Raw genomic sequence first — 25,853 nt, forward strand, 5'->3', positions numbered from 1 at the left:
TGCAGGGCTACTCGGGCGAGGGCTACGTCGATTATGCGGGTCAGGCTGAGACGCAATCCTTCTCCTTCCCGGCACAGGCATGGCCGGCGGAGCACCGTCGGCCTCGCCGCGCCGACCGCAATGCCGACGCCCCCAGCGGTCCCGAGTCTGACGAGGAGCACGCATGATGACCAGCCGCCGAGTTTTTCTCACGTCCACCGCCGCTACCGCCGTCGGCCTGACCCTAGCGGCATGCTCACAGGATCTCCCGCCGGAGCCTGCGTCCAATGGGACGCCCTCGGCCTACCCGGTTCTGGACGACGAGCGCCTCACCAAGGCGCTCGACCGGATCCAGACGGGCTTGGACGATGCCGATGCCCAGAAGAACTCCGATCTCTTGTCCGGTTACCTCACCGGGCCCGCCTTGCGCGTGCGCACCGAGGAGTACGCCCTGGCCTCGGCAGCTCAGGACGACAGCAAGATCGAGCATTTCACGACCACGAGTGAGGCTGGGACTGCGGGACGGGAAACAGAATTCCCGCGCGTTGCCCTGACAGTCACCGGAATCGCCGAGGGCGACGACGTTCCCTATCTGCTGGCGATGTCCCAGGACTCCGCGCGGGACAACTTCGAGCTGTGGGCGTGGGTCCGGCCATTCGCAGGGGTGGAGGTCCCCGCGACCGCGACCGCGACAGTAGGCAGCGACCAAGTGGATGCCGACAGCGATGGGTTGGTCTCCACGCCGCAGGAAGTCCTGGACGCCTATGTTGATGCGTTGAACAACCCTGACGGAGACAACGGGAAGGCCTTCGCCGACGACCTTCTGCGCCAGCAGCTGGCGTCGCTGCGCAGCAAGGACGTCTCCGCAGCCGGTGAGATCAAGGTGAGCGCTCGCAGCGGGTCCGACGGTTTCCGCGGATTGCGCAGCTCCAACAATGGCGCGATCGTCTTCACGACACTCTCCTACGATGTCGTGTACAAGCGCACAGTCGCCAAATCCACTCTCAAGATGCTCCCGGAGGTCGCCTCCCTGCTGGGAAGCGGCCCCGAGATCACCGGTGAGGTCACATCGACCTACGACGTCATGGTGGCCTTCTCAATACCTCCTGTTGATTCCAATTCCCAGGCTGTCGTGCTGGGACGGAGCGCCGTCCTGGCCTCGGCCTCCAAAGACGACTCGCAGTCACCCGGCTAGCAGCAGGGCGACTGCACCCCGTCTCCGGCTGCACCCCTTCGTATCAGTTCGACCCATTAGCGGGCTCAGCCCGGGAAAGGCTTCTCCATGAGCATGTTCGGCGCCGTGGACCTGTCCACTCTCGCATCCCGACAAGATGCTCCTACCACAGGCGGTCCGGCGAGTCCCGGAGCGTCCGCGAATCGTGCGGCCGGCCCTGCGGGCGCGGTTGCGGGCTCTGCCGGCCCTGCGGGTTCTACGGTGGCGGCACCACTGGTTGTGGATGTCGATGCCGCCTCCCTGCGCGGTGTCGCCGAGCTCTCCATGCAGGTGCCAGTGGTGATCATCCTCCACACCGCACGCTCCCAGGCATCCGCAGAGCTCGCCGGCCAGCTCGAAGCACTGGCCCAGGAGCACGGCGGTCGATTCCAGCTGGCGCGTGTGGATATCGACGCAGCCCCGGAGGTCGCCCAGGCACTGCAGGCCACCAGCGTGCCCACCGTCGTTGCTCTGATCGGCGGACAACCGGTGCCCATGCTCCAGGGGGCGATCCCGGTCGACCAGTTGCGCGGGCTGCTCGACCAACTGCTCGAGCTGGCGGCGCGCAACGGTGTCACAGGGCGTCTAGCGCCGCCGGACGCGAATACCGAGCCGGTTGAGCCCGAGGAGACCGAGGTGGAGCGTCAGGCGCGCGAGGCCATGGAGCGCGGCGACTACGCGGCTGCCGAGAAGGTCTACGACCATGCCATCGCTCAGAGCCCGGGGGATGCCGAACTCAAAGCGGCACGGGACCAGATCCGGTTGCTGAAGCGGATGGACGGCAAGGACCCTCACGCTCTGCTGGCCGCGGCCGACGCCCCGGGAGCGAGTGTGGAGGACCAGTTGGCCGGCGCGGATGCCGCTGTGGCGCTGGGGGACATCAGTGTTGCGCTGGGCCGTGGACTCGAGGCGGTTCGTTCTCATACCGGGCAGGAGCGGGAGGACGCACGGCTGCGGCTGCTCGAACTCTTCGATGTCATCGGCTCCTCATCCCCTGAGGTGGCCCGCGCTCGCCGCCAGCTGGCCGCACTGCTCTTCTGACACCGCATCTGGACTCACCGAGATATCCGGCCCGCTGCGGTCAGCCATGAGGCTGGACGCAGCGGGCCGGATTCTTACCCGATGACGGGGCGGGAGGGCGGGCGATCAGGCGATCGGCTGGGGCTGGATGTTCCAGACTTTGGCGTAGTCGCTGATCGTACGGTCCGATGAGAAGCGGCCGGATCCGGTGATGTTGACCCACACCTTGCGCTGCCAGGCGCGCTGGTCCGCATAATCAGCGGCCATGCGGTCCTTCGTCTCGCGGTAGGCGGCGAAATCGCCCAGCACGTAGTAGACGTCGGCGGGCTCGTAGGAGGCCTCGAGGAGGCTGCGTCGCAGGTCGGCGAACCAGCCGAAGCCGTTGTCGTTCAAAGTGCCGTCGATGAAGGCGTCGAGAACACGCTTCAGGCCGGGGACGGTCTCGTAGGTCGCGTGCGGATCGTAGGTCTCGCGCAGAACAGGGAGCTCCTCCTCGGTGGCGCCGAAGATGTAGGCGTTGTCATCTCCCACCGAGTCCAGGATCTCCACGTTCGCGCCGTCCAGCGTGCCCAGGGTCAGGGCTCCGTTCATCATGAACTTCATGTTGGACGTGCCCGAGGCCTCCTTGCCCGCCATCGAGATCTGCTCGGAGACGTCGGCGGCCGGGATGATGTGCTCTGCGGGGGAGACGTTGTAGTTGTGGACGAAGACGACCTTGAGCGTCTTGGAGATGACGGGGTCATTGTTGACCAGCTCGGCGATGGCGTTGATGAGCTTGATGACTCCCTTGGCCCGGATGTAGCCCGGGGCTGCCTTCGCGCCGAAGATGAAGACCCGCTTGGGCACCTGCAGCGAGGGGTCCTCCTTCATACGGAAGTACAGGTCCAGGATGTAGAGCGCGTTGAGCAGCTGGCGCTTGTACTCGTGAAGGCGCTTGATCTGGACGTCGAAGATGGCGTCGGGGTCGATCTCGACGCCCTCGCGGGCGGAGATCCAGGCGGCGAAGTCGGCCTTGTTGGAGTGCTTGATCTCGGCCAGACGATCGAGAACGGCGTTGTCCGCGGCATCGGCGTAGCCCTCAAGGAGGGACAGGTCCTTCACCCAGGCGTCGGACCCGGTGACATCGTCCAGGAGGGCGGACAGGCGCGGATTGCACTGGCGCAGCCAGCGGCGCGGGGTGACTCCGTTGGTCTTGTTGTTGAAGCGCTCCGGCCAAATCGCATACCAGTCCTTGAGCGTGTCGCGCTTGAGGATGTCGGTGTGCAGAGCGGCGACGCCGTTGATGGCGTAAGAGGCGTAACAGGCGATCCAGGCCATGCGAACGCTGGAGCCCGAGATCGGCGCGATGTAGTCGATGACGTCCTGGCTGATTCCGCGCGAGGCCAGATCCTCGCGGAAGCGGCGATCGATCTCCCGGACGATCTCCATAATGCGCGGGAAGAGCTGCTCGAAGATCGAGGACTCCCAGGTCTCCAGGGCTTCGGCGAGCACCGTGTGGTTGGTGTAGGCGAACGTCTTGGACACGACGGCCCAGGCGTCCTCCCACCCCAGGTGGTGCTCGTCCATGAGCAGTCGCATGAGCTCGGGGATGGCCAGAACGGGGTGGGTGTCGTTGAGCTGAATGGAGTTGAAATCGGCGAAGCCGGTGAGGTCGTCCCCGTGGTGGGTCACGTAGTTGTCGACGATCTCCTGAAGGGAGGCCGAGCAGAAGAAGTACTGCTGGCGCACGCGCAGGACCTTGCCCTCGTAGCTGGTGTCGTTGGGGTAGAGGACGCGCGAGATGTCCGCTGTGCGCTCGCGCTCGACGATCGCATCGGTGAAGCGCTGGGAATTGAAGGCGTCGTAGTCGAACTCCTCCAGGCTTTCCGCCCGCCACAGGCGCAGCGTGTTGACGTTCTTCGTGCCGTAGCCGACGATCGGCATGTCATAGGGGACGGCGCGCACGACCAGGTCGTTGTAGCGCACCACCCGCTGCGCCTCTTCACGGCGGATGACGAAGGGATAGCCCTCCTCCATCCACGGATCCGGGTGCTCGGTCTGGAAACCGTCGGAGAAGAGCTGCTTGAACAGGCCGTAACGGTAGAGGATGCCGTATCCGGCGACCGGGAGATCGAGAGTTGCGCAGGAATCGAGGAAACAGGCGGCGAGGCGTCCAAGGCCTCCGTTGCCCAGGGCGGCGTCGGGCTCCTGCTCGAGGATGTCGGAGAGGTTCTGACCGAAGGCGCCCACCGCCTTCTCCGCATCTTTGACCAGACCGAGGTTGGTCAGGTTGTTCAGGAGCGCGCGACCCATGAGGAACTCGGCGGAGAAATAATGCTCCATCCTGCCGGCGCGGTACTTCTGCTCGGTCGCATGCCAATTGTCCGCAATGGCGTCGACGACGGCGGCGGACAGGCCCTGCCACACCTCCATCTGAGTCGATGCGGCGGCGGGGTGACCCGAGACTGACCGCACCTGGGACGGCACGGTCTGGACCAGGTTCTGCGTCATCTTTCTTCCCTTGTCTGACTGCATGAGGATCCTGCTGCAGCTGAACTGCAACGACTGCAAAGTTGTACATCGAGGGAATTGGGTCGAGCGGCGCAGGAGCACCACTGGCCGAGCTCCTTCGCGAACTCTTCGAGTCTAGCCGCCCGGCTGTGGACCCGCTCGTTGAGGCAGTGTCATTCCGGACACGGACGGACCTAAGGCTCATGTGCAGAGCGATGGTGGGGATTTTGATGCTTTGCTGACTGAACCTGGACCGATCTCGGGGCGGAGGTGGACCGATCTCGGGGCGGAGGTGGACCGATCTCGGGGCGGAGGTGGACCGATCTCGGGGCGGAGGTGGACCGATCTCGGGGCGGGAAGGTGAGGGGGGCGGCACCGGATGATCCGGTGCCGCCCCCCTCAAGCCGCGTCGTCTCGGCTCCGCGTCCGCCTTAGTTCTGCGACGGGCGCAGGAACACCGCGCCGAGCGGGGGAACGCGCAGCCGCACCGAGGCGGGGCGTCCGTTCCACGGCAGTTCCTCGGCCTCGACATGCCCCAGGTTGTCCACCCCGGAGCCGCCGTACTCGGGAGCGTCGGTGTTGATGACCTCGTCCCAGTCGCCCGCGAAGGGTAGACCGACCCGGTAGTCCTCGTGCGGGGTGCCGGCGAAGTTGACGATGCAGACCACCAGGTCGGCGCGGCCGTCGGGGCCGGTGCCCTTGCGCAGGTAGGACAGGACGTTGTGGTCGCCGTCGCCCGCCTCGATCCACTCGAAGCCGCGGTGGGAGAAGTCATCCGCCCACAGTGCGGGGGAGTCGGTGTAGAAGCGGTTGAGGTCGCTGACCAGGTGCAGCAGGCCCTGGTGCCCCGGGTCGTCCAGGATCCACCAGTCCAGCGAGTTCTCCGCGTTCCACTCGGCGCCCTGACCGAACTCCTGGCCCATGAAGAGCAGCTGCTTGCCGGGGTGCGACCACTGGTAGGCGAACAGGGCGCGCATGCCGGCCAGCTCCTGCCAGGGGTCGCCGGGCATCTTGGACAGCAGGGAGCCCTTGCCGTGGACGACCTCGTCGTGGCTCATCGGCAGGACGAACTGCTCGGAGAAGGCGTAGACCAGCGAGAAGGTCAGCTCTCCGTGGTGGTAGCGCCGGTTGATGGGCTCCTCGTCCAGGTAGCGCAGAGTGTCGTTCATCCACCCCATGTTCCACTTCAGCCCGAAGCCGAGCCCGCCGTACTCGGTGGGGGCGGTGACGCCGGGCCATGCGGTGGACTCCTCGGCGATCATGACCGTACCGGGGTTCTTCCGGTAGGCCGTCGCCGTGGCCTCCTGGAGGAAATTGATCGCCTCGAGGTTCTCCCGGCCCCCGAACTGGTTGGGGTGCCACTGCCCTTCCTTGCGCGAGTAGTCCAGGTACAGCATCGAGGCCACCGCGTCCACGCGCAGACCATCGATGTGGAAGTCCTCCAGCCAGTACAGGGCATTGGCGACCAGGAAGTTGCGCACCTCGTTGCGGCCGAAGTTGAAGACGTAGGTGCCCCAGTCCGGGTGCTCGCCGCGCTGGGGGTCCGGGTCCTCGTAGAGCGCCGTGCCGTCGAAGCGGGCCAGCGCCCACTCGTCCTTGGGGAAGTGGGCCGGCACCCAGTCCAGGATGACCCCGATGCCCGCCTGGTGGAGCTGGTCGACCAGGTAGCGGAAGTCATCCGGAGTCCCGAAGCGCGCGGTGGGCGCGTAGTAGCCGGTCACCTGGTAGCCCCACGACCCGCCGAAGGGGTGCTCGGCGACGGGCAGGAACTCCACGTGAGTGAAGCCGGCCTCCTTGACATAGGGGACGAGCTCCTCGGCCAGGCCGCGGTAGCCGAGCCCCTGACGCCAGGAGCCGATGTGCACCTCGTAGATGCTCATGGGGCCCGCGTGGGGGTCGGACGTGGCGCGCTTGGCCATCCAGTCGTCGTCGCCCCACTCGTGGAAGCGGTCGGTGACGACGCTCGCCGTGGCCGGGGGCACCTCGGTGGCGCGGGCCAGCGGGTCGGCCTTCTGGTGCCAGGAGCCGTCCCCGAAGCACAGCTCGAACTTGTAGCGCGCGCCGATGCCCACGCCAGGAATGAAGAGCTCCCACACGCCGGAGGAGCCCAGCGAGCGCATGGCCGAGGCGGTGCCGTCCCAGTAGTTGAAGTCGCCGACGACGCGCACGGCGCGGGCGTTGGGGGCCCATACGGCGAAGGCGACGCCTTCAACATCGCCCATGGGGCCGGAGTAGTGCTTCACATGGGCGCCCAGGACATCCCACAGGCCTTCATGGCGGCCCTCGGAGATGAGGTAGGTGTCCATATCCCCCAGGGTGGGCAGGTAGCGGTACGGGTCATCGACCGTGGTGGTCTCCTCCCCGTAGGTCACTTTGACGCGGTAGTCGGGCACGGAATCCCCCGGCACCACGGCCACCCATACCCCTTCCTGCTCGTGCTCGGCGGGGTAGGCGCCTTCGGCGGTGACGATGGAGACAGCATCGGCCAGGTGCCGCACCGTGCGGATAGTGACGCCCTCGTCGCCCACGTGCGCACCTAGGACTTCGTGCGGATTGTAGTAACGCGCATAGGCGACATCCGCGAGGACCCAGGGGTCGACTTGGACGGGAGTACGGGCGGGGACGGGCTCGGGTGCAGTGACGTCGGTCATGGTCACACTCTTCCATGTGGGAGGCCGGTGAGGGGAGACTTTGTGCAGGGATTTATCGGGACGTGTCGGGATGAGATGGTGACCTCTCCCTCGGCTCATGCTCTCATGTCGGGGCGGGCCCGTTGAGAAGGCGCTGCAGCCCCCGCAGGGGGATCTCGAGCCAGTCGGGGCGGTTGCGGGCCTCGTAGACCGCCTCGTAGAGGGCCTTGTCCAGCTCGAGCGCGGTCAGCAGGGTGGTCGCGACGCGCCGACCGGTTCCATCGCGCTCGGGGGATGACTCCTCGTAGGCGCTGAGATAGGCCGCGCGCACGGCGTCGAGCCAGCCGCGGTCGGCGACCCCGCCGACCGCGGCCGCGTAGTCGAAGGACCTCAGCATTCCGGCGACGTCGCGCAACGGCTGATCCGCACGGCTGCGCTCGGCCAGGGGGCGCAGCGGCTCCCCCTCGAAGTCCAGGACGAACCAGCGGCCCTCGCCGGCCTCGGGGCCCGCGACCTCGTGAAGGACCTGCCCGAGGTGGTAGTCGCCGTGGATGCGGGTGGGTGGATCGAGCCGGTCGAGTCCGGCCACCCGGGCCGGGACCTCATCGACCGCCTCATGAAGGCCGGGCAGGCGCTCGGCCAGTGCCGGGACCTCCTGGAGCGCCCAGGCGGCGCGTCGGCGCAGGGCTCGTGCCAGCTCGGCCGGCGGCTGCGGCGCGCCCGCGCCCAGGGCCGCGGCGAGGTGCCGGTGCATCTGGGCGGTGGTCGTCCCCAGATCCGCCGCCAGGGCCAGTGCCCTGGCGCGCACCGGGCCGTGCGGCCCGTCGTCATCGGCGGCCAGGGAGCAGAACAGCTCGAAGCCGTCGTCGGCGCGGGGGATGAAGGTGCAGGCCACCGCCGAGTCGGTCGAGTTGCGGGCGCCGGTGGCCGGATCGTGCCACTCGAAGGCGGACCAGGCCACCGGCGCGGGCACCCGGTCCCAGCCGTCTCCGGCCAGCGCCACCGAGACCTCCACGTCGGGGTTGCGACCCGGAGCCAGCACCCGGAAGAGCTTGACGATGAGTCCGCCCGTCGCGGCGTCCTCCGGGCCGCCCGCGTCCCGGTCGGATGCCGGGGCGGGCAGCACGACGCTGGTGTTCGACTGCTCGCCGGTGATCACCCGTAGTCGTTCGGCGCGCTGGGCGATGGCGCGCGCGCCGGTGCCGTCCAGGATGGTTCCCGCCTCCAGGACGGCCTGCGCCCAGGCCCGCCAGAAGGCGGGGTGGTGGGGGCCGTCGATGAGGGAGGTCTCGGCGCCGTCGGGCCCCGTGACGGTCAGCCCCTCGCCGCCGGGGGCCTCCCCGTCGACCCGGTAGCGGGCCAGCGCTTCGCCGGTCTCGAGCACCAGCGGCACGTGGACGAGCACGGACGGGGCCCCGGCGCGGGGAACGGCCACCAGCAGATCGCGCACACCCGGGGCCAGCTCTCGGTCGCCGATCAGGGTCAGGTCGCGGGGCTCGGGCGAGGAGCCCCCCTTGAGCGGGTACCAGCGCCGCCGCGCCATCCACGGGGCCAGCGCCGCCAGGAGCGACGCGTCGGCGGGCCAGACCGGGGCCGGGCCGGCTCCGCGCCGGACTGGTTGGGTGAGTTCAGGGGGATCAGTCGATTCGGTGGGTGTCATCGTCCATTGCCTCCTTGCGTTTCGGGATCGACAGTCAACCAGTAGTAGCCGCGGGCGCCCAGCGTGAGTGTCAGGCGGCCGTCCGACCCGACCGCCGGGAACGCCGCCCCGCCCAGGACGTCGGTGGTGGTCCGGCCCGCCAGATCGGGCAGCGCGATGATCGCGCAGCGCGGGGAGTCGGCCAGGTTGGCCACGCACAGCAGGGTCTCCCCGGGCTCTCCGCTGGGGCCCTCCTCCTCGTGGCGCGTGTGGGCCAGCACGGCGTCGTCGGAGACGTCCCGCATGAGGAACTTCCCGCGCCCCAGCACGGGGTGGGCGCGGCGCACGTGGAGCATGCGGCGGGTCCAGTGCAGCAGCGAGTCGGGTCGCCGCAGCTCGGTGGACACGGTCATGTGCCGGTAACCCGGCACCTGGATGATCGGCAGGGTGAGCGCGCCGGGGTCGGGGGCCGAGGAGAAGCCCATGTTGGGCGACTCGTCCCACTGCATGGGCGTGCGCACCGCGTCGCGGTCCTCCAGCCAGATGTTCTCGCCCATCCCGATCTCGTCGCCGTAGTACAGGCACGGCGAGCCCGGCAGCGACAGCAGCAGCGCCATGGCGAGCTCGGTCTCGGCCCGCGAGGCGTCCAGCAGGGGCGCCAGGCGCCGGCGGATGCCGATGTTGGCGCGCATGCGGTCCTCGGGGGCGTACCACTGGTACATCATGGTGCGCTCCTCGTCGGTGACCATCTCCAGGGTCAGCTCGTCGTGGTTGCGCAGGAAGGTGCCCCACTGGCCATGGGCCGGGATGTCCGGGGTGGCTGCCAGGACGTCGCGCACCGCCCGGGAGGACCCCTCTCTCAAGGCGTAGTAGATCCGCGGCATGACCGGGAAGTGGAAGCACATGGTGCACTCCGGGGCCTCGGGGGTGCCGAAGTACTCCACGACATCGACCGGCCACTGGTTGGCCTCCGCGAGTGTGATCGTGCCGGGGAACTCGTGGTCGAGCATCTGCCGGATCCCCGCCACGACGGTGTGCGTGTCCGGCAGGTTCTCGCAATTCGTGCCCTCGCGCTCGGCCAGGTAGGGGACGGCGTCCAGGCGGAAGCCATCGACCCCGGTGCGGGCCCAGAAGCGGATGATGTCGTGCACGGCCTCAATGACGGCCGGGTTGTCGTAGTTGAGGTCGGGCTGGTGGGAGAAGAACCGGTGCCAGAAGAACTGGCCGCGCTCGACGTCGTAGGACCAGTTCGACTCCTCGGTGTCGATGAAGATGATCCGGGTGTTGGCGTAGCCGGAGTCGTCATCGGCCCATACGTAGAAATCACCGAAAGGACCCTCGGGGTCGCTGCGCGAGGCCTGGAACCAGGGATGGGCGTCCGAGGTGTGGTTGAGGACGATGTCGATGACGATGCGAATGCCGCGCTCATGGGCCTGGTGCACCAGGTCGCGGAAGTCCTCCATGGTGCCGTAGCGCGGGTCGATCTCCGTGTAGTCGGAGATGTCGTAGCCTCCATCGCGCATGGGGGAGGGGTAGAAGGGCGGGATCCAGATCGCATCCACACCCAGCCATGCCAGATAGTCCAGACGGGAGGCCAGTCCCCGGAAATCGCCGACGCCGTCACCATCGGAGTCCGCGAAGGACCGCAGCAGCGCCTCGTAGAAAACGGCCGTGCGGAACCACTCCGGGTCCGGTGACAGGCCCGGTCTGGGCGGGGCCGGCAGGTCGGGGACGCCGGGGATGAACGCCGGGGGCGCGAAGGCCCGCCCCGTCATGGCGGACGCACTCGATATGCCGGCGGCGGGTGTTGCGGCGGGTGCGGGATGAAGGGCGTGATGCGCGCCGAGAGCGGAAGCGATGCCTGGTGCCGGAGTGACGGGAACGGACACGATGACCTTTCAAGGATGGACGGCGATCTGGGCTGTCCAGTGGCGTGCGGCCGGGGAGGCGCCATTGCCGACCACACGCCGGGACTCAGAGAGGTTCGACGCGCAGGACGTGCGCGACCCGGCCTGCGAAGGGGTCGAGACGCACATAGTTCGTGCCGCTCCACTCGTAGGCGGCGCCGGTGAGCTCGTCGGTCACCCGCAGGCAGGGGAACGAGCCGTCGGTGTCCCCGGGCAGCCCCAATTGGACCAGGTTGAGATAGACCTCGCCCTCGCGGACGTTGCTCGGATCAAGACTGACCACGGTCAGCACGACATCGTCCTCGCCCGTGGGCGAGTGTGCGGCATCGATGCGCTTGGAGTAGGCGATGAGGGCGTCATCGCTGGTGGGGTGGAACCAGATGTCGCGCAGCTGCTGCAGGGCGGGATGCGCGGCACGGGCGGCGTTCAGGCGCGTGAGCAGATCTTCAATGCCGTTGGCGCGGGCGGCGACGAAGTCGCGCGGCTTGTACTCGTACTTCTCGTTGTCGATCTGCTCCTCGAAGCCCGGGCGCGGGGTCGACTCGGCCAGCTCATAACCGGAGTAGATCCCCCAGGTCGGGGACAGGGTGGCGGCCAGGACGGCGCGCAGCTTGAAGGCCGGCACCTTTCCATTGGTCATGAAGGGGGTGAGGATGTCGTGGGTGGTCGGCCAGAATGCGGGGCGCAGGACGTGGGCGGTGTCCTGGGAGAGCTCGACCATGTAGTCGATGAGCTCCTGCTTGGTGTTGCGCCACGCGAAGTAGGTGTAGGACTGGTGGAAGCCGATCTTGCCCAGGGTGCGCATCATGGCCGGCCGGGTGAATGCCTCGGCCAGGAAGAGCACCTCGGGGTTGGTGGAACGGACCTCCCGGATGAGGCGCTGCCAGAAGTTCAGCGGCTTGGTGTGCGGGTTGTCCACGCGGAAGATCGTCACGCCGTGGCTGATCCAGGTGCGCACGACCTCCAGGATCGCGGTGTAGATGCCCTCGGGGTCGTTGTCGAAGTTCAGGGGGTAGATGTCCTGGTACTTCTTGGGCGGATTCTCCGCATAGGCGATCGAGCCGTCGGCCAGGACCGTGAACCATTCGGGGTGCTCACTGACCCACGGGTGGTCCGGCGAGCACTGGAGGGCCAGGTCCAGGGCGACCTCCATGCCGAGCTCACCGGCACGGGCCACCAGGGCGTCGAAGTCGTCGAATGTGCCCAGGTCGGGGTGGATGACATCGTGCCCGCCATCGGGCGAGCCGATGCCGTAGGGCGAGCCCGGGTCATCCGGACGCGCATCGAGGGTGTTGTTGCGGCCCTTGCGATTGGTGGCGCCGATGGGGGAGATCGGGGTGAGGTAGAGGACATCGAACCCCATGGCGGCGATGCGGTCGAGCCGTTCGGCGGCGGTGCGCAGAGTGCCGGTGTACCAGTTGCCCTGCTCGTCGGAGCCGCTGCCGAGTGAGCGCGGGAAGATCTCGTACCAGGATCCGGCCAGGGCGCGGCTGCGGTCCACCTGCAGTGGATAGGTGGCGGAGGGGGAGACGTGATCGCGCAGCGGCAGACGATCCAGGGCCCCGACCACGGGAGCCGCCAGGCCGGCGCTCAGGCGCTCGCCGTCGGTGAGGGCCTCGTTGCGCAGCTGCTCGGCGGCCGCCGTCAAGGCGGCCGCATCCCCGGAATCGCGACCGGGAACGGCGGCGGCGCGGTCCAGGACGCGGGCGCCCTCCTCCAGCATGAGAGGGACGTCGATGCCCGCGGGAACCTTGATGCCGGCATCGTGGGCCCATGTGGCGTAGGGGTCGGACCAGCCCTCGACCCGCAGACCCCAATCGCCGGGGGCGTCGGCGGCCAGGCGGGCCTCGTAACGGTCCAGGCCGGGCAGGATCTCAACCATGCGCGCGCTGGGCCCGTCGGTGCCGTCGGGGCGCACGAGGACGGCGGTGGCGCCGAAGCGATCATGGCCCTCTCGGAAGACGGTGGCCCGGATCGGGATCACCTCGCCGGGTACGGCCTTGGCCGGCCAGCGCCCGTCCTCGACGACGGGGAAGACCTCGGTCACTGGAATACGGCCGATCGGCGCGTACGGAGCCGGCTGCGGAGCGGCTGTGTCGGTGGCTGGGGCAGGGGGCTGAGGCGCGGCGTCGCGCGTGGTGTTCGCGGTCACAGGCCAAGCCTACGGGCTCCCGCCCGTTGCGTCATTTTCAGACGCGCCTGTCCTTCCGCCGAGATCAGTTGTATTCCATCCTGAGATCGGCCCGTATCGGGATCGGTCGGGTCGGGGCGAGTGCGTCGCGGGCGTCAGAGTGCGTCGAGGACGTCGAGGACGCAGTCGTAGCGCCGCCTCTCCGGCCAGCGCGGGTCCCGCGGGGCAGGATGATCGAGGAAGCCCAATGCGCGGTAGAAGCCGATCGCATCGTCATCAGTGCTCGCCCGCAGGACGGCGCGCGGGTGGCGGCGACGGATCTCCGCGATGAGCGCTCGCGCGGTACCGGTCCGCTGGTGCGTGGGGGACGTGGCGATGTACTCGATGGTCGTCGAGGGCGATGGCCGCGGCTCCTGGGGTCCTGCTTCAGGCTCTCGAACCGCCTGGCCGCCCGGAGGCGCGTAGGCGGCCAGGGCGATGGGGGTGCGACCGGCGTCGTCGTCCATTGCCGCCAGAACTGTGAGCCGGGGCAGTACCTCGCTCACGAGACGGTCCAGGGCGCCGTCATCGAAATCGGTGGCCAGACGGAGCAGCTCACGCACCTCGGGGCCTGTCAGCTCGGAGGCGGACAGGTTGCGCAGAACCGGCGGCATGGCGAGCAGGCTCAGTAGTCCATGTGCATGGCGGTGCGCACGTCCGCCAGGGTCCGCTCGGCCACCTCGTTGGCGCGCTCGTTCCCGCCGCGCAGGACCTGGAGCAGGTGGTCCTCGTCTGCCGCCAGCTCCGCCCGGCGGGCCCGGATGGGGGCGAAGAACTCGTTGACCGCCTCGGTGGCCACCTTCTTGAGCGTGCCCGCGCCGCCGTCGCCGATGCGATCGGCGATCTCCTCCGGCGCCCCGGCCCCGCACAGGGAGGCCAGCATGAGCAGGTTGGAGACCTCGGGGCGGGCGGCCGGGTCGTAGGTGATGACGCGATCTGAGTCCGTCTTGGCCTTCTTGAGGGCCTTGGCCGTCTCGTCCGCGCTCATGCGCAGCTCGATGGTGTTGCCGCGCGACTTGCTCATCTTCTCCCCGTCCAGGCCCAGCAGCAGGGGGGCCTCGCTCAGCAGCGCCTCAGGACGGCGGAAGACCGGGTGCTCCTTGACGGCCCGCCCGTAGCGCTTGTCGAAGCGCTGGGCGATGAGACGGGCCTGCTCCAGGTGGGGGAGCTGGTCCTTGCCCACCGGCACCAGGTTCGCCTGGCAGAAGAGGATGTCGGCCGCCTGGTGGACCGGGTAGGTCAGCAGCAGGCCGCTCATGGCGCGCCCATCGGTGGCCTCCAGCTCCGACTTCACCGTGGGGTTGCGGTGGAGCTCGGCCTCGGTCACCAGGGACAGGAAGGGCAGCATGAGCTGGTTCTGGGCCGGCACCGCCGAGTGCGTGAAGATCGTCGAGCGCTGCGGGTCCACGCCCACGGCCAGGGCGTCGGCCACCAGTGATAGGACGCGCTCGCGGATGGGGCCCACGGCGTCGCGGTCGGTGATGACCTGGTAGTCGGCCACGAGGATCCAGGTGTCCACCCCCGCGTCCTGGATCGTGGCCCAGGAGTGCATGGTGCCGAAGTAGTGGCCCAGGTGCATGTTGCCGGTGGGGCGCACGCCGGTGAGCATCCGGTAGCGGCCCGGGTTGACGGCGATGTCCGCCTCGATCTCGGCGGATCGGGCCTTCGAGCGGGCCAGGGAGGCGTCGTCGGCGGAGTTGGCCAGGGCCTCCTCGGCCATGGAGGGGGGCTGTGTCATGGGCACATCCTAGGTGCAGATCAAGGCGCCCCACGCCGCCCCGCCCCGCGTTCGCCCCATTCGTCCCCGAGCTCGCCCTGAGATGGGCGGGGAGGCGACGCCGAGCCGCCGCCCTGCCTCTCAGTCGTCGCTGGGCTGAGCGGCCAGGGCCAACTCCAGCTCGTGGTGCGCCTGGGTGATGCGCTCGGCGGTGAAGGCGTCGTCGCAGATCAGGGCGAGTCCGTCCAGGATCTCGGTGCCGTAGTGGTGCCCGTGGCCGTGGGGGACATTCGTGGCCCGTGGCAGGTCGGTGCTGACCTGGAAGAAGGTGATGTAGGGCATCCAGTGCATGGCGGGGGAGCGGTCGGCGCCCGCCGTCTCCCGCAGCCAATCGGGCTGAGGGGCGCGAATGAGCCGGGGGGACCACCACACCACCGGATCGCTGGGGTGCTGGATGTAGAGGATGCGGCTGTCGCCCCAGGTGTCGTCCCCGACGAAGGACTGCAGTTGACTGCTGTCCTGGGCGAAGCGGACTGTCATCCCCGCCGAGTAGGTGGGGTCCGCCTCCCTGGTGCCCGGGTCGCGACGGGCGACCAGATCGTGCCACAGTCGAGAGGAGTTGGGCGGCCCCACCCAGAGGACGCCGTCGACGCTGTCCACGACGTCGCCCAGGTCGGAGAAGGCCGCCTCGCCCGCGATCACGCCGAGCGATTCCCCGTACAGCAGGAGTCGGGGGCGGTCGTCCTCGGGGAGGGTCTTCCACCAGGCGACGACGGCTCTCACCAGCGCCCTGCCCGAGGCCCGCGCCTTGTCGGTGTCGGCGATGAACTGCACGCCCGAGGGCAGGTAGGAGTACTGGGCGGCGGCGATGGCGGTGTCGCCGTCGTAGAGGAGCTCCAGGGACAGGGCCGCGATCGGGTTCACCCAGCCGGTTCCGGTGGTGGGGGCGATCATGACGGCGGAGCGCGAGGCCGCGCCGGTGCGCTTGAGCTCCTCCACCACCAGGGCGGCCCGCGCCTCGTCGGTGTCCGCGCTCTTCAGGCCCGCGTAGACGCGGATCGGCTCGACGGCCGGACGGGAGGTGATCTCCTGCAGCCCCTGGGCGCTCAGGCCGCGTCCCACGAAGCGCTTGCCGTATGCCCCCAGGGTCTCCCACGGCACCGATGAATCCGACGAGCCCGACCGCTCGGCGGCCATCGGCCGGGCTGTGTTGGGAGGGTCGGCGTCGTTGCGCATGGAGAAGGCCGATTCCGCGCCGCTGATGATGAGGCCCGGAATCGCATGGTTGACCAGGGCGAAGATCAGGACGATCACGATGATCCAGGCCGACATGGAGCGCACCGGCATCGGCAGGCGCTGCGGCAGGTGGCGGCGCAGCCAGTCCTCCAGGCGCAGGAAGCCGCGGCCGACCATGACCAGCAGCATCCACAGACCGAATCCCACTGGGAAGACCATCAAGTACTGGGCGGGGGTGTAGGCCCGCGAATCGGTCAGTGCGGCCACCTCCTGCTGCCAATGCACCGCGCCCAGCAGGATCCCGTTGAGCAGGAGGACCACGACCAGGCTGAGGACTATCTCCACGCGCCGCTTCCAGCGGGGCCACCACGCCGGCAGGCTCCATCCGCTGGAGGCCCACAGGGCTCGAACCGCTGTGCGGATCCAGGTGCGCCAGTTCCAGGACAGCCAGACCCCCAGCAGGTAGCCGGTTCCCGCGCACAGCCCGCAGGCGACCCCCTGGACGAGCAGATCGCGGGGGAGCAGCGAAGGGGTCAGGGCGAGTACGAAGAAGACCGCGCCCAGCAGGAGTCCCGCCGGATCCGGGCCAAGCCGATCCCAGATGCGCTCGAGGAGAAGCGGCTTGATCGGCGATGATGTCGAGCGCGTCACGGCTTGAGATCCTCAGAGGATAGACGGCTGAGGCAGTGCTGAGGCTGAGGGACTGGCGTCGTAGACTCAGGTGTCACTCCGGGAGGTCCCCGATTCGGCTCAGGGTAATCCCCATGAAAAACTCGCGCCATGACTAAGCACGTACGACAGGGCAATGGCGACTCCCTCCCACGGACCCCCGGAGGGCCCGGCTCCCCGGGGCGCGAGGAGGGACGCCCGCCCGGCGGCGGGGGCTCCGGTCTGGTCGCGCACAGTCCGGTTGAGGACCCGGTCGTCACGGCACGCGCTTTGTCCAAGATCTTCGGTCGCGGGGAGAACGCCGTGACTGCGCTGGATGCGGTGGACGTCTCCATCGCGCGCGCCCGCTTCACCGCGATCATGGGCCCGTCGGGATCGGGCAAGTCCACCCTCATGCACTGCCTGGCCGGCCTGGAGTCCGCCACGTCCGGGACGATCACCCTGGACGGGCAGGAGATCACCTCCATGAGCCAGCGCCGCCTGACCAAACTGCGGCGCGAGCGCATCGGCTTCATCTTCCAGTCCTTCAACCTGGTGCCCTCCCTGACGGCGGGGGAGAACATCACCCTGCCCCTGGATATCGCCCGCCGGAAGGTCGACTCCAGCCGCTTCGACCAGGTCGTCGACGCGGTGGGGCTGTCCGACCGCCTCTCCCACCGGCCCGCCGAGCTCTCCGGCGGGCAGGTCCAGCGCACGGCCTGCGCCCGCTCGCTCGTGGGGCGCCCCGCCGTCGTCTTCGCCGATGAGCCCACCGGGAACCTCGACTCCCGCGCCACCCAGCAGGTCCTGAAGGTACTGCGCTCCAGTGTCGACGACTTCGCCCAGAGCATCGTCATGGTCACCCATGAGGCCGAGGCGGCGGCATGGGCCGACACCGTGCTCTTCCTGCGCGACGGCAGGGTCGTGGCGCAGATGGACGAGCCGGACCAGGACCGGGTGCTGGAGGCCCTGCACGACCTGGGCCGTTCAGAGGGCGGGTCCATCCCCGAGCCCACCGGCGAGCGGGAGCCGGCGCTATGATCCGGGTCGCTCTGCGCTCGGTGCGCACTCATGCCGGGCAGTTCCTGCTGACAGTCCTCGCCGTGGTCCTCGGCGTGACCTTCCTATCGGGCACCCTCGCTCTGCGCGGCGTCCTGTCCGACACCTTCAAAGCGCTGACGTCCTCCACCTTGACGGCCGACCTCTACGTGACGGGGCAGCCGTTCGAGGACACGAAGTCCAGTGGAAACAGCGGCGCCCTGTCGGAGAAGGTCGATGGCGCGCCCGCTGAGCAGATCGCGCAGATCGACGGCGTCAGCGCCGCTCATGCGGCCTCCTCACTGTCCGGGACGCTCGTCGGAGCGGACGGCGCGCCCGTGACCTCGATCGGCGCTCCGACCGTCATCGCCCCCATCTTCCCCGATGACCCGGGGCATCGCATGGTCGCGGGTCGGGAGCCCTTCGGGGCCGAGGAGATCAGCTTGGAGTCGGACGCCTTGAAGCGCTCTGGCCTGGCCATCGGAGACCGCACGCACCTGGTCATCAACGGCACCCCCTCGGAGGTGACGGTGGTCGGGGAATTCACCTTCGACACTTCCTTGGCCGGGGCCACGCTCGTGGGCGGCGACCCCTCCTGGGTGATGGGGATGGCCGCTCCGGACGGGAAGGTCTCCCAGATCGAGATCACCCTGGAGGACGGCGCCGATACCGCCACCGTCCGCCAGCAGATCACCGACCTGCTCCCCGACTCGGCGCGCCTGCAGACGCGCGCCGAGCGCATCGATGAGCAGAACGCCTACGTCGAGTCCATACTCGGCTATATCCAGACCTTCCTGCTCGTCTTCGTGGTCCTGGCGATGTTCGTCGGCTCGTTCATCATCATGAACACCTTCGCCATGAGTGTGCGTCAGCGCCAGAAGGAGTTCGCCCTGCTGCGAGCGGTCGGGGCCTCACCCGGCTCCGTGTTCGGGACGGTGCTGTTCCAGGCGATCATCATCGGCATTGTCGGATCGCTCATCGGGGTCGCGGGCGGGGTCGGCCTGACCCGCCTCCTCGTCGTCGTTCTGGAGGCCTACGGCATGCCTCTGCCCGGTGGGGGAGTGCCCATGACGAGCAGCGTCATCGCCACATCCATTGTCATCGGTCTGCTGGTGACCGTCGTCGGCGCCCTCCTGCCCGCGCGCGACGCCGCCCTCACCCCGCCGGTGGAGGCCATGCGCGGCACCGCGGGGGCGCGTGAGAAGTCCCTGTGGGCGCGCGGCATCATCGGCGCCCTCCTGATGGCCGCGGGCCTGGCGGGCGTGATCGCCGCTTGGACCAATGAGGACCTGTCCCACCGGACGGTCGTGCTGGGCGCGGGAGCAGGCGCTCTCGCTCTCGGACTGCTCGTCTGCTCCCCGGTCCTCGCCCGTCAGACCATCGCGGTTCTCGCCATGCCGCTGCGCCTTCTGCGCCCCGTCGGGCGCCTGGCGGCCCGCAACCTCGCTGCGGCGCCCCGCCGGACGGCCGCGACCTCGGCCGCGCTGGTCATCGGCATGGCGCTCGTGAGCGCCGGGACGATCATCGCCTCCTCCATGCAGGCCTCGATCGGCCAGATCGTCAACGACTCCATGCGGGCCGACCTCCTGGTGCGGGCGCCCGCCACGTCGGGCCAGCTCACTCCTCTGCCCTCCGAGATGACCGAGCAGATCAATGCGCTCGACGGCGTCAAGGAGACCACCGGTTACGCCGTCTCCTCGGTCACCACCACCATGCCGGATGAGAATCAGGACATGGGCTACATGGTCGCCATCGACCCGCAGCGCTACACCGACTTCTACGACCCGGGCGTGACCGCCGGTTCCATGGGCTCCCTCGACGACACGCATGTGGCTGCCTTCGCAGAATCCGGCCTCGAGCTGGGCGACGAGGTCACGGTCACGGGGCCGACGGGCTCGGTGAGTGCCACCGTCTCCGCGATCGCCGATTCCAAAGGGCTCACCGGTACGCTCTACGCCACGCCCGACGTCGCTGCTGCCGTGGGCTCGTGGATCATTCCGATCGCGTCCGACCCGGATGAGGTCCTGGACTCTCCGCAGGGGCTGTTCGTCACCCTGGACGACGGGGCCGACACGAGCGCCGTGCAATCAGAGATCCAGGACATCGTCAAGCCGGCGTACGTCTTCGAGGCCCTCGATGCCAGCCAGCTCTCCGACCAGACCGGCCAGATGGCCAACCGGATGCTCTCCGTGCTCTACGCACTGCTGGGCCTGTCCCTGGTCATCGCCGTCCTCGGCATCGTCAACACCCTCGTCCTGTCGGTCAGTGAGAGAACCCGGGAGATCGGGCTCATGCGCGCCGTCGGTCTGGGGCGGGCCCAGGTGGCCGGCGAGATCATGTGCGAGTCCGTCCTCACCGCCGTCTACGGTACCGTCCTGGGCGGCGCCATGGGTGTGCTGCTGGCGGGTGCGCTGCGCTCGGTCCTGGCCGACCAGGGCCTGACAGAGCTGTCCATCCCATGGCTCCAGTTGGCGATCATGCTCGCGGTCGCGATCCTCGTCGGAGTCCTCGCGGCATTGTGGCCGGCAGTGCGGGCCGTGCGAATGCCGGTCCTCAAGGCCATCGCCACCGAGTGATCGAGTGATACCGAGTGATCGCCGTTTGGAAAAGATGAGCCCATGAGTGAGCGCGAGCTGATCGCCCTAGGCACCGGCAGCCTCGTGCCCACCAGGGAACGCAACCAGAGCGGCTGTTTTCTGCGCTGGGGCCCCACCGGTATTCTCTTCGATCCCGGTGAGGGCACCCAGCGGCAGATGACTCTCGCCGGCATCTCGGCGCATCGCATTCAGATCATCTGCCTGACCCATCTTCATGGCGATCACTGCCTGGGGCTGCCCGGGGTCCTTCAGAGGATCAGCCTGGATCAGGTGCCCCATCCGGTGACCCTCGTCTATCCGGCCAGCGGCCAGGAGTATGTCGATCGTCTGCGCGCCGCCAGCATCTACCACGATCGGACCGACCTGCGTCTGCTGCCGGTCGAGGTCGGGGCTGAGCCGACCGAGATACTGCGGTTGTCCGGTCTCATCCTGCATGCCGCTGCCCTGGACCACCGGGTGGACGCCATCGGATATCGGGTCCAGGACGCGCCCGGTCGAGTATTCGATACCGGGGCCCTGGCTGCGCGCGGCATTGCCGGGCCCCTGGTGGGGCGACTGCACCGGGAGGGCCGGGTGAGCGTCGACGGGGTCATCACTCGCCTGGAGGAGGTCACCCGCGAACGCACTCCCGCCTCCTTCGCCCTGGTCCAGGACACCCGGCCCTGCCGGGGCGCCGAGCTGCTGGCCGACGGCGTCGATCTTCTGATGATGGAGGCGACCTACCTGTCCGATCTGGCGGGCAAGGCCCGCGAGTACGGGCACTCCACAGCTCTGGACGCCGGGCGGGTTGCTGCGGCGGCGGGCGTGCGCAGGCTAGCTCTCACGCATTTCTCCTCGCGCTACGGCTCGACCGAGCCTCACGTGGCCGAGGCGGGCAGCATGCACGACGACGTCGTCGCACTCGCCGACCTGGACCGTCTGCGGATCCGCTGAATTCCTGCAAGCGCCGTTCCGGACCGATCTCGGCGCGGATTGCGACCGATCTCGAGCCGGAACTCGACCGATCTCGGCGCGGAGTGCGACCGATCTCGATGCGGAGGTGGACCGATCTCGGTGGTTGCCGCCACCGCGGCATCCCGACCGGCGGGTCAGCTCGACCGGGGCTCGAGTACCTCGCCGGACATGTAGATCCGCATGCTCAACGCGTCCAGGGTCGTGGTGTCCCCGGGTCGGTCGTGCCGGCACTCGGCCGAGCGCTGGGGTCGGTCCTTCGTGGGCCTGATCACGCGGGTGCGGGCCGCTCCACGACTGACCCGGCGGGCCAGGGCGAAGGCCGAGGTGTGGGGGCGCGGAACCGCCCAGGTGGAGTCCCAAGACAGATGCCAATCCGTGCCGTGGCCGTCAGGCAGTGTGACATCGACCTGGTCGAGCCAGCCATTGATGATCACCAGCAGGTCGTTGTCCTGAAGAGGTCCGCCGTTGCGCAGCATCTGGATCACGCGGGTCCACGGATCGTGCCAGGCGTCGGTGTCCATGGGGACGCCGTCGGCCCGGTACCAGGAGAGGTCGGGCAGCGTGTCCCCCTCCGGCGCGGAGCCGGTGGCGAAGCTCTCCGGCCGCAGGACGGGATGGGATTCGCGCAGTTCGACGAGGAAGCTGGCGGTGGCCAGCAGGTCGCGCTGCCATGGCGCCAGATCCCAGTCGTACCAGGAGATCGAGGAGTCCTGGCAGTAGGAGTTGTTGTTGCCCTCCTGGGTGCGGCCCATCTCGTCGCCGCCCAGCAGCATCGGCATGCCGGCGCTGATGAACAGGGTGCCCAGCACATTGCGGGAGGAGCGGCGCCGCAGCATCTCGATCGGGCCCCCGCCCATGCCCTCGGCCAGCGGCCCCTCGAAGCCGTGGTTCCAGGAGCGGTTGTCATCGGTGCCGTCCCGGTTGTCCTCGCCGTTGGCGAGGTTGTGCTTGTAGTCGTAGGAGACCAGATCGCGCAGGGTGAAGCCGTCATGGGCGGTGACGAAGTTGACGCTGCCCAGCGGTCCGCGCCCGCCGGGACACTCCCCGTAGCTGAACGTGTCGGCACTGCCCGACAGGCGCGTTGCCAGGTCGCGCAGATCGGAGCCCGGGCGTCCCTTGGACATCTCCGAGGCGTCGTGCAGCCAGAAGGAGCGCACCGTACCGCGGTAGCGGTCGTTCCAGTCGTGGAAGGGCAGAGGGAAGTCACCGGTGCGCCAACCGCCCGGCCCGATGTCCCAGGGCTCGGCGATGAGCTTGACGCCGCTCAGGACCGGGTCGGTGGCCATCCCGACCAGCAGGGGGTGACGGGCGTGGAACTCTGAGGCGTTTCGTCCCAGGGTCACGGCCAGGTCGAAGCGGAAGCCGTCGATGCCGACCTCTCCGGCCCAGTAGCGCAGCGAGTCCAGCGCCAGCTGGACCGCCCGAGTGGAGCGGAAGTCCACCGTATTGCCGGTGCCCGTGACATCGAAGTACTGGGCAGGACGATGCGGGGAGTGGAGGTAGTACTCCAGATTGCCCAGGCCGCGCAGGGACAGGCTCGGGCCATCGACGCCCGACTCGCAGGTGTGGTTGTAGACCACGTCCATGATCACTTCGAGGCCGGCCTTGTGCAGCAGTGAGACCATGCCGCGCAACTCGTCCAGAACCGCTTGGGGCCCGGCGGCCTGTGATGCGGCGGTGGCGTAGGAGGGCTCGGGTGCGAAGTAGGACAGCGTCGAATAGCCCCAGTAGTTGGTGCGCCCGCGCTTCAGGAGGAAGGCCTCGGAGAAGGCGGCGTGGATGGGCAGCAGCTCGACCGCGGTCACCCCCAGCGAGAGCAGGTGCTCGATCGCGGCGGGATGGGCCATGCCCGCGTAAGTGCCTCGCAGCTCGGGGGGCACGTCGGGCATGTCGTGGGTGAAGCCCTTGACGTGGGTCTCGTAGACGACGGTTCGGCCCTCGGGCACTTTGGGCCCGGGCACGATGGGGAACTGCTCGCCGGTGACCACGCCGAGGGCGACATTCCCGGCGGAGTCGAGTTCCGAGGGGATGAAGGGCATGCACGTGGGGGAGAGGTCCTCGTCGACGGCGTGCGCGTACAGCTCGGGACCCAGGACCGGCTTGCCGTCCAGTGCCCGCGCGTAGGGGTCGAGCAGGAGTTTGCGGGGGTTGAACAGCAGCCCCCCGGAGGGATTCCACGGCCCGTGGGCCCGGTAGCCGTATCGCTGGCCGGCCTGCACATCGGGCACATGCGCGTCCCACACGCCGAGTCGCGGGCCGTGCAGGCCGACCCGGCGCTCTGAGACGACGGCGCCGTCCTCGTCAGTGTCGATCAGGCACAGATCGACCGCGCTCGCGTGCGGTGCGACGACGGCGAAGTCTGCCCCGTCCTCGGTCAGGGTAGCGCCCAGACGGGTGCGGTCCGATGCATTGGAGAGCGCTCGGGCGGCCGGCTGGGGCTCTGACGAGGGGGACATGGCTCCATTGTCGAGGTACAGCCGCGCAGCGGCCACTCGAGGCAGACGTGGTACATGCCTCGTACATGCCGCTGCCCGCCTCGGGTTTCGGTTTGTGATCCGTGACATTTCGGGAGGTTAGGGTGAGCCCGCCTCGCCCGCTCTGGGCCGAGGAGTGCGGCAAGGCGGGGCGGGTCGAGTCGCGTGATCCAGTGCTCACTGGTGCGGATATCCAAATCGGATATCCAATATGGCAATCTTGGACGCATGAAAATCGTGGTCTGCATCAAGCACGTTCCCGACGTGCAGTCGGAGCGACGCATTGAGGATGCCCGCCTCGTCCGGGGCGAGGACGATGTCCTCAACGAGCTCGACGAGAACGCCGTCGAGGCCGCCGTCAGCCTCGTCGAAGAGCTCGACGGAGAGGTCGTGGCCCTGACGATGGGGCCGGAGGACGCCGAGGACGCCATCCGTCGCGCCCTGCAGATGGGGGCCGACTCCGGGGTCGTCGTCAGTGATGACGAGCTGGTCGGGGCGGACGTGGTGGCCACCGCCCGCGTGCTGGCCGCCGCCATCGAGCGCATCGGCGACGTGGATCTGGTGGTCACCGGCATGGCCTCCCTGGACGCCCTGACCTCCATGCTGCCGGGAGCCCTGGCCGCGGCTCTGGGCATGCCTGCCCTGACCCTGGCGAGCTCTCTGGAGGCGAGCGCCGAGGGCGTCACCATCACCCGTACGACCGGCACGCTGAGCGAGGTCCTGTCCGCCCCGCTGCCCGCACTCGTGTCCGTGACCGACCAGGCCAACGAGCCGCGCTACCCGAACTTCGCCGCCATGCGCGCCGCCAAGAAGAAGCCCGTGGACACCTGGGACCTGGAGGATCTGGGGCTGGAGCCGCGTCCCGCCGCTGTTCGCGTCATCGACGCCGAGCAGCGGCCCGCCCGCCAGGCCGGCACCATCCGCACCGACGCCGGGGAGGCCGGGCGCGAGCTCGCCGCCTGGCTCGTGGACTCCAAGCTCGTCTGAGCGCGCGTTATTAAGACGCATATAACGCATATAAGACGTATGGCCCCGCGCGTGCGGGGATGATCCCCCAAGGAGAAGATCATGTCTGAGGCCCTCGGGACTCTCGATGCCCCCGTCCTCGTACTCGCCGATCTCGACGGCACTCGTCCGACCGATCCCGCCCTCGAGCTGGTCGCCGCTGCCCGGACGCTGACCGGCGGCGGTGGCGATGTCGTGGCGCTGACCCTGGGCCCGGTCGAGGCGGAGGCGTCCGCCGCCCTGGCCGCTGCGGGCGCGAACCGTCTGCTGGTCGCCGACCTGGGCGGGGAGCGGGCTCAGGCCGCGGCTGGGGCCGACGCCGTCGTCGCTGCCGTGCACGAGGTCGCTCCCGGCGCGGTCCTGGTCAGCAGCGACTACCGCGGCAAGGAGACCGCCGGCCGCGCGGCCGTCCTCCTGGATTCCGCCTGCGTCAGCGACGTCGCCGATCTGCGCGTGGTGGATGGGGCGCTGCACGCTGATCGACTCGTGCTGTCCGGCTCCTGGTCCACCACCATGTCGGCGAATGCCCATACCGTGCACCCGCCGATCCTCGCCGTGCGCCCCGGGTCCGTCGAGGTGCCCGATGCGTCTGTCGACGATGCTGCGCCGCTGCCGGCCGTGGCGCTGGAGGTCGCGGTGAGCCGTGAGGCGGCCGCGGTCCGGCTCGTCTCGCGCGAGAGCACCGCGGCGGCGGCCGGACCCGATCTGGCCGGGGCGCGCACCGTCGTCGTCGGCGGGCGCGGTGTGGACGGCGACTTCGACCTCGTGCGCTCCCTGGCCGAGCCGCTGGGCGCGGCCGTCGGCGCCACCCGTGTGGCCTGCGACGAGGAGTGGATCGAGCGGTCCGCCCAGATCGGCCAGACCGGCGTCTCGATCGCCCCGCGTCTTTACATCGGCCTGGGCGTATCCGGGGCGATTCACCACACCAGTGGTATTCAGGGCGCCGGTACCATTGTGGCGGTGTGCGACGACTCCGAGGCCCCGATCTTCGAGATGGCCGACTTCGGGGTCGTGGGGGATGTGACCGAGGTCGTGCCGCAGTTGGTCGCCGAACTCGATCGGCTGCGCGGCTGAGCACCTGGCGGTTCAGCCGATCGCATCACCGATCGGCTGGTTCTCGGCCGGCTCAACTCCGT

At 68.9% G+C, this 25,853-nt stretch carries 16 protein-coding genes; 7 read left to right on the forward strand and 9 right to left on the reverse strand.

Going from position 1 to position 25,853, the window contains the following annotated elements:
- The first annotated feature begins 163 nt into the window (after positions 1-163).
- Positions 164-1,174: a DUF8094 domain-containing protein gene (locus tag W5W_RS0113885; protein WP_017195840.1), complete on the forward strand. Its 1,011-nt coding sequence runs from the start codon at positions 164-166 to the stop codon at positions 1,172-1,174.
- 87 nt (positions 1,175-1,261) lie between these two features.
- Positions 1,262-2,233: a tetratricopeptide repeat protein gene (locus W5W_RS0113890; RefSeq protein WP_029574351.1), complete on the forward strand. Its 972-nt coding sequence runs from the start codon at positions 1,262-1,264 to the stop codon at positions 2,231-2,233.
- Positions 2,234-2,338: 105 nt separating this feature from the next.
- Here W5W_RS0113890 and W5W_RS0113895 read toward each other — a convergent pair whose 3' ends face one another.
- From W5W_RS0113895 to W5W_RS0113930, 8 genes are all read right to left on the reverse strand, one after another.
- Complete coding sequence (locus W5W_RS0113895) at positions 2,339-4,702, reverse strand: glycogen/starch/alpha-glucan phosphorylase (RefSeq protein ID WP_017195842.1); 2,364 nt, start codon at positions 4,700-4,702, stop codon at positions 2,339-2,341.
- A gap of 431 nt (positions 4,703-5,133) precedes the next feature.
- On the reverse strand, positions 5,134-7,353 hold the full coding sequence (gene glgB / locus W5W_RS0113900; RefSeq protein WP_193760093.1) for a 1,4-alpha-glucan branching protein GlgB: 2,220 nt from the start codon (positions 7,351-7,353) through the stop codon (positions 5,134-5,136).
- Positions 7,354-7,456: 103 nt separating this feature from the next.
- Positions 7,457-8,992 (reverse strand): hypothetical protein, encoded by a 1,536-nt coding sequence (locus W5W_RS15140; protein WP_017195844.1) that lies wholly within the window; start codon positions 8,990-8,992, stop codon positions 7,457-7,459.
- Entirely contained in the window at positions 8,989-10,860 is a 1,872-nt protein-coding gene (gene treS, locus W5W_RS0113910; RefSeq protein WP_017195845.1) for a maltose alpha-D-glucosyltransferase, read from the reverse strand. The genes W5W_RS15140 and treS overlap by 4 nt, the downstream gene beginning before the upstream one ends.
- Before the next feature lie 85 nt (positions 10,861-10,945).
- A complete protein-coding gene (locus tag W5W_RS0113915) occupies positions 10,946-13,030 on the reverse strand; it encodes an alpha-1,4-glucan--maltose-1-phosphate maltosyltransferase (protein ID WP_017195846.1) in 2,085 nt (694 codons plus the stop codon).
- 134 nt (positions 13,031-13,164) lie between these two features.
- Positions 13,165-13,662 (reverse strand): GNAT family N-acetyltransferase, encoded by a 498-nt coding sequence (locus W5W_RS0113920; RefSeq protein ID WP_008731346.1) that lies wholly within the window; start codon positions 13,660-13,662, stop codon positions 13,165-13,167.
- Positions 13,663-13,673: 11 nt separating this feature from the next.
- Positions 13,674-14,786: a tryptophan--tRNA ligase gene (gene trpS, locus W5W_RS0113925; RefSeq protein WP_008731368.1), complete on the reverse strand. Its 1,113-nt coding sequence runs from the start codon at positions 14,784-14,786 to the stop codon at positions 13,674-13,676.
- A gap of 120 nt (positions 14,787-14,906) precedes the next feature.
- Positions 14,907-16,652, reverse strand: coding sequence for an alpha/beta hydrolase (locus tag W5W_RS0113930; RefSeq protein WP_017195847.1), 1,746 nt, complete (start codon positions 16,650-16,652; stop codon positions 14,907-14,909).
- 129 nt (positions 16,653-16,781) lie between these two features.
- On the opposite strand from W5W_RS0113930, the gene W5W_RS0113935 reads away from it, so the two are divergent.
- Genes W5W_RS0113935 through W5W_RS0113945 form a run of 3 tightly spaced genes read left to right on the forward strand, consistent with a single transcriptional unit; the run spans position 16,782 to position 21,217 of the window.
- The gene (locus W5W_RS0113935; protein ID WP_017195848.1) at positions 16,782-17,690 is read left to right on the forward strand and encodes an ABC transporter ATP-binding protein; all 909 of its coding nucleotides are present in this window, start codon (positions 16,782-16,784) and stop codon (positions 17,688-17,690) included.
- On the forward strand, positions 17,687-20,263 hold the full coding sequence (locus tag W5W_RS0113940; RefSeq protein ID WP_017195849.1) for an ABC transporter permease: 2,577 nt from the start codon (positions 17,687-17,689) through the stop codon (positions 20,261-20,263). Before W5W_RS0113935 ends, W5W_RS0113940 begins: the two co-directional genes overlap by 4 nt.
- A 42-nt stretch (positions 20,264-20,305) precedes the next feature.
- Positions 20,306-21,217 (forward strand): MBL fold metallo-hydrolase, encoded by a 912-nt coding sequence (locus tag W5W_RS0113945; protein ID WP_017195850.1) that lies wholly within the window; start codon positions 20,306-20,308, stop codon positions 21,215-21,217.
- 155 nt (positions 21,218-21,372) lie between these two features.
- Here W5W_RS0113945 and glgX read toward each other — a convergent pair whose 3' ends face one another.
- A complete protein-coding gene (gene glgX / locus W5W_RS0113950; RefSeq protein WP_029574352.1) occupies positions 21,373-23,694 on the reverse strand; it encodes a glycogen debranching protein GlgX in 2,322 nt (773 codons plus the stop codon).
- A gap of 246 nt (positions 23,695-23,940) precedes the next feature.
- On the opposite strand from glgX, the gene W5W_RS0113955 reads away from it, so the two are divergent.
- The gene (locus W5W_RS0113955; protein WP_017195852.1) at positions 23,941-24,699 is read left to right on the forward strand and encodes an electron transfer flavoprotein subunit beta/FixA family protein; all 759 of its coding nucleotides are present in this window, start codon (positions 23,941-23,943) and stop codon (positions 24,697-24,699) included.
- 81 nt (positions 24,700-24,780) lie between these two features.
- Positions 24,781-25,791 (forward strand): electron transfer flavoprotein subunit alpha/FixB family protein, encoded by a 1,011-nt coding sequence (locus W5W_RS0113960; RefSeq protein WP_017195853.1) that lies wholly within the window; start codon positions 24,781-24,783, stop codon positions 25,789-25,791.
- Positions 25,792-25,853 lie beyond the last annotated feature (62 nt).

The organism is Actinomyces massiliensis 4401292, assembly GCF_000269805.1.
GTDB lineage: Bacteria > Actinomycetota > Actinomycetes > Actinomycetales > Actinomycetaceae > Actinomyces > Actinomyces massiliensis.

Coding starts and splice junctions, on each gene's coding strand:
- W5W_RS0113885 (WP_017195840.1), top strand. CDS start 164: ATGATGACCAGCCGCCGAGTTTTTCTCACGTCCACCGCCGCTACCGCC.
- W5W_RS0113890 (WP_029574351.1), top strand. CDS start 1,262: ATGAGCATGTTCGGCGCCGTGGACCTGTCCACTCTCGCATCCCGACAA.
- W5W_RS0113895 (WP_017195842.1), bottom strand. CDS start 4,702: ATGACGCAGAACCTGGTCCAGACCGTGCCGTCCCAGGTGCGGTCAGTC.
- glgB (WP_193760093.1), bottom strand. CDS start 7,353: ATGACCGACGTCACTGCACCCGAGCCCGTCCCCGCCCGTACTCCCGTC.
- W5W_RS15140 (WP_017195844.1), bottom strand. CDS start 8,992: ATGACACCCACCGAATCGACTGATCCCCCTGAACTCACCCAACCAGTC.
- W5W_RS0113920 (WP_008731346.1), bottom strand. CDS start 13,662: ATGCCGCCGGTTCTGCGCAACCTGTCCGCCTCCGAGCTGACAGGCCCC.
- trpS (WP_008731368.1), bottom strand. CDS start 14,786: ATGACACAGCCCCCCTCCATGGCCGAGGAGGCCCTGGCCAACTCCGCC.
- W5W_RS0113935 (WP_017195848.1), top strand. CDS start 16,782: ATGACTAAGCACGTACGACAGGGCAATGGCGACTCCCTCCCACGGACC.
- W5W_RS0113940 (WP_017195849.1), top strand. CDS start 17,687: ATGATCCGGGTCGCTCTGCGCTCGGTGCGCACTCATGCCGGGCAGTTC.
- W5W_RS0113945 (WP_017195850.1), top strand. CDS start 20,306: ATGAGTGAGCGCGAGCTGATCGCCCTAGGCACCGGCAGCCTCGTGCCC.
- glgX (WP_029574352.1), bottom strand. CDS start 23,694: ATGTCCCCCTCGTCAGAGCCCCAGCCGGCCGCCCGAGCGCTCTCCAAT.
- W5W_RS0113955 (WP_017195852.1), top strand. CDS start 23,941: ATGAAAATCGTGGTCTGCATCAAGCACGTTCCCGACGTGCAGTCGGAG.
- W5W_RS0113960 (WP_017195853.1), top strand. CDS start 24,781: ATGTCTGAGGCCCTCGGGACTCTCGATGCCCCCGTCCTCGTACTCGCC.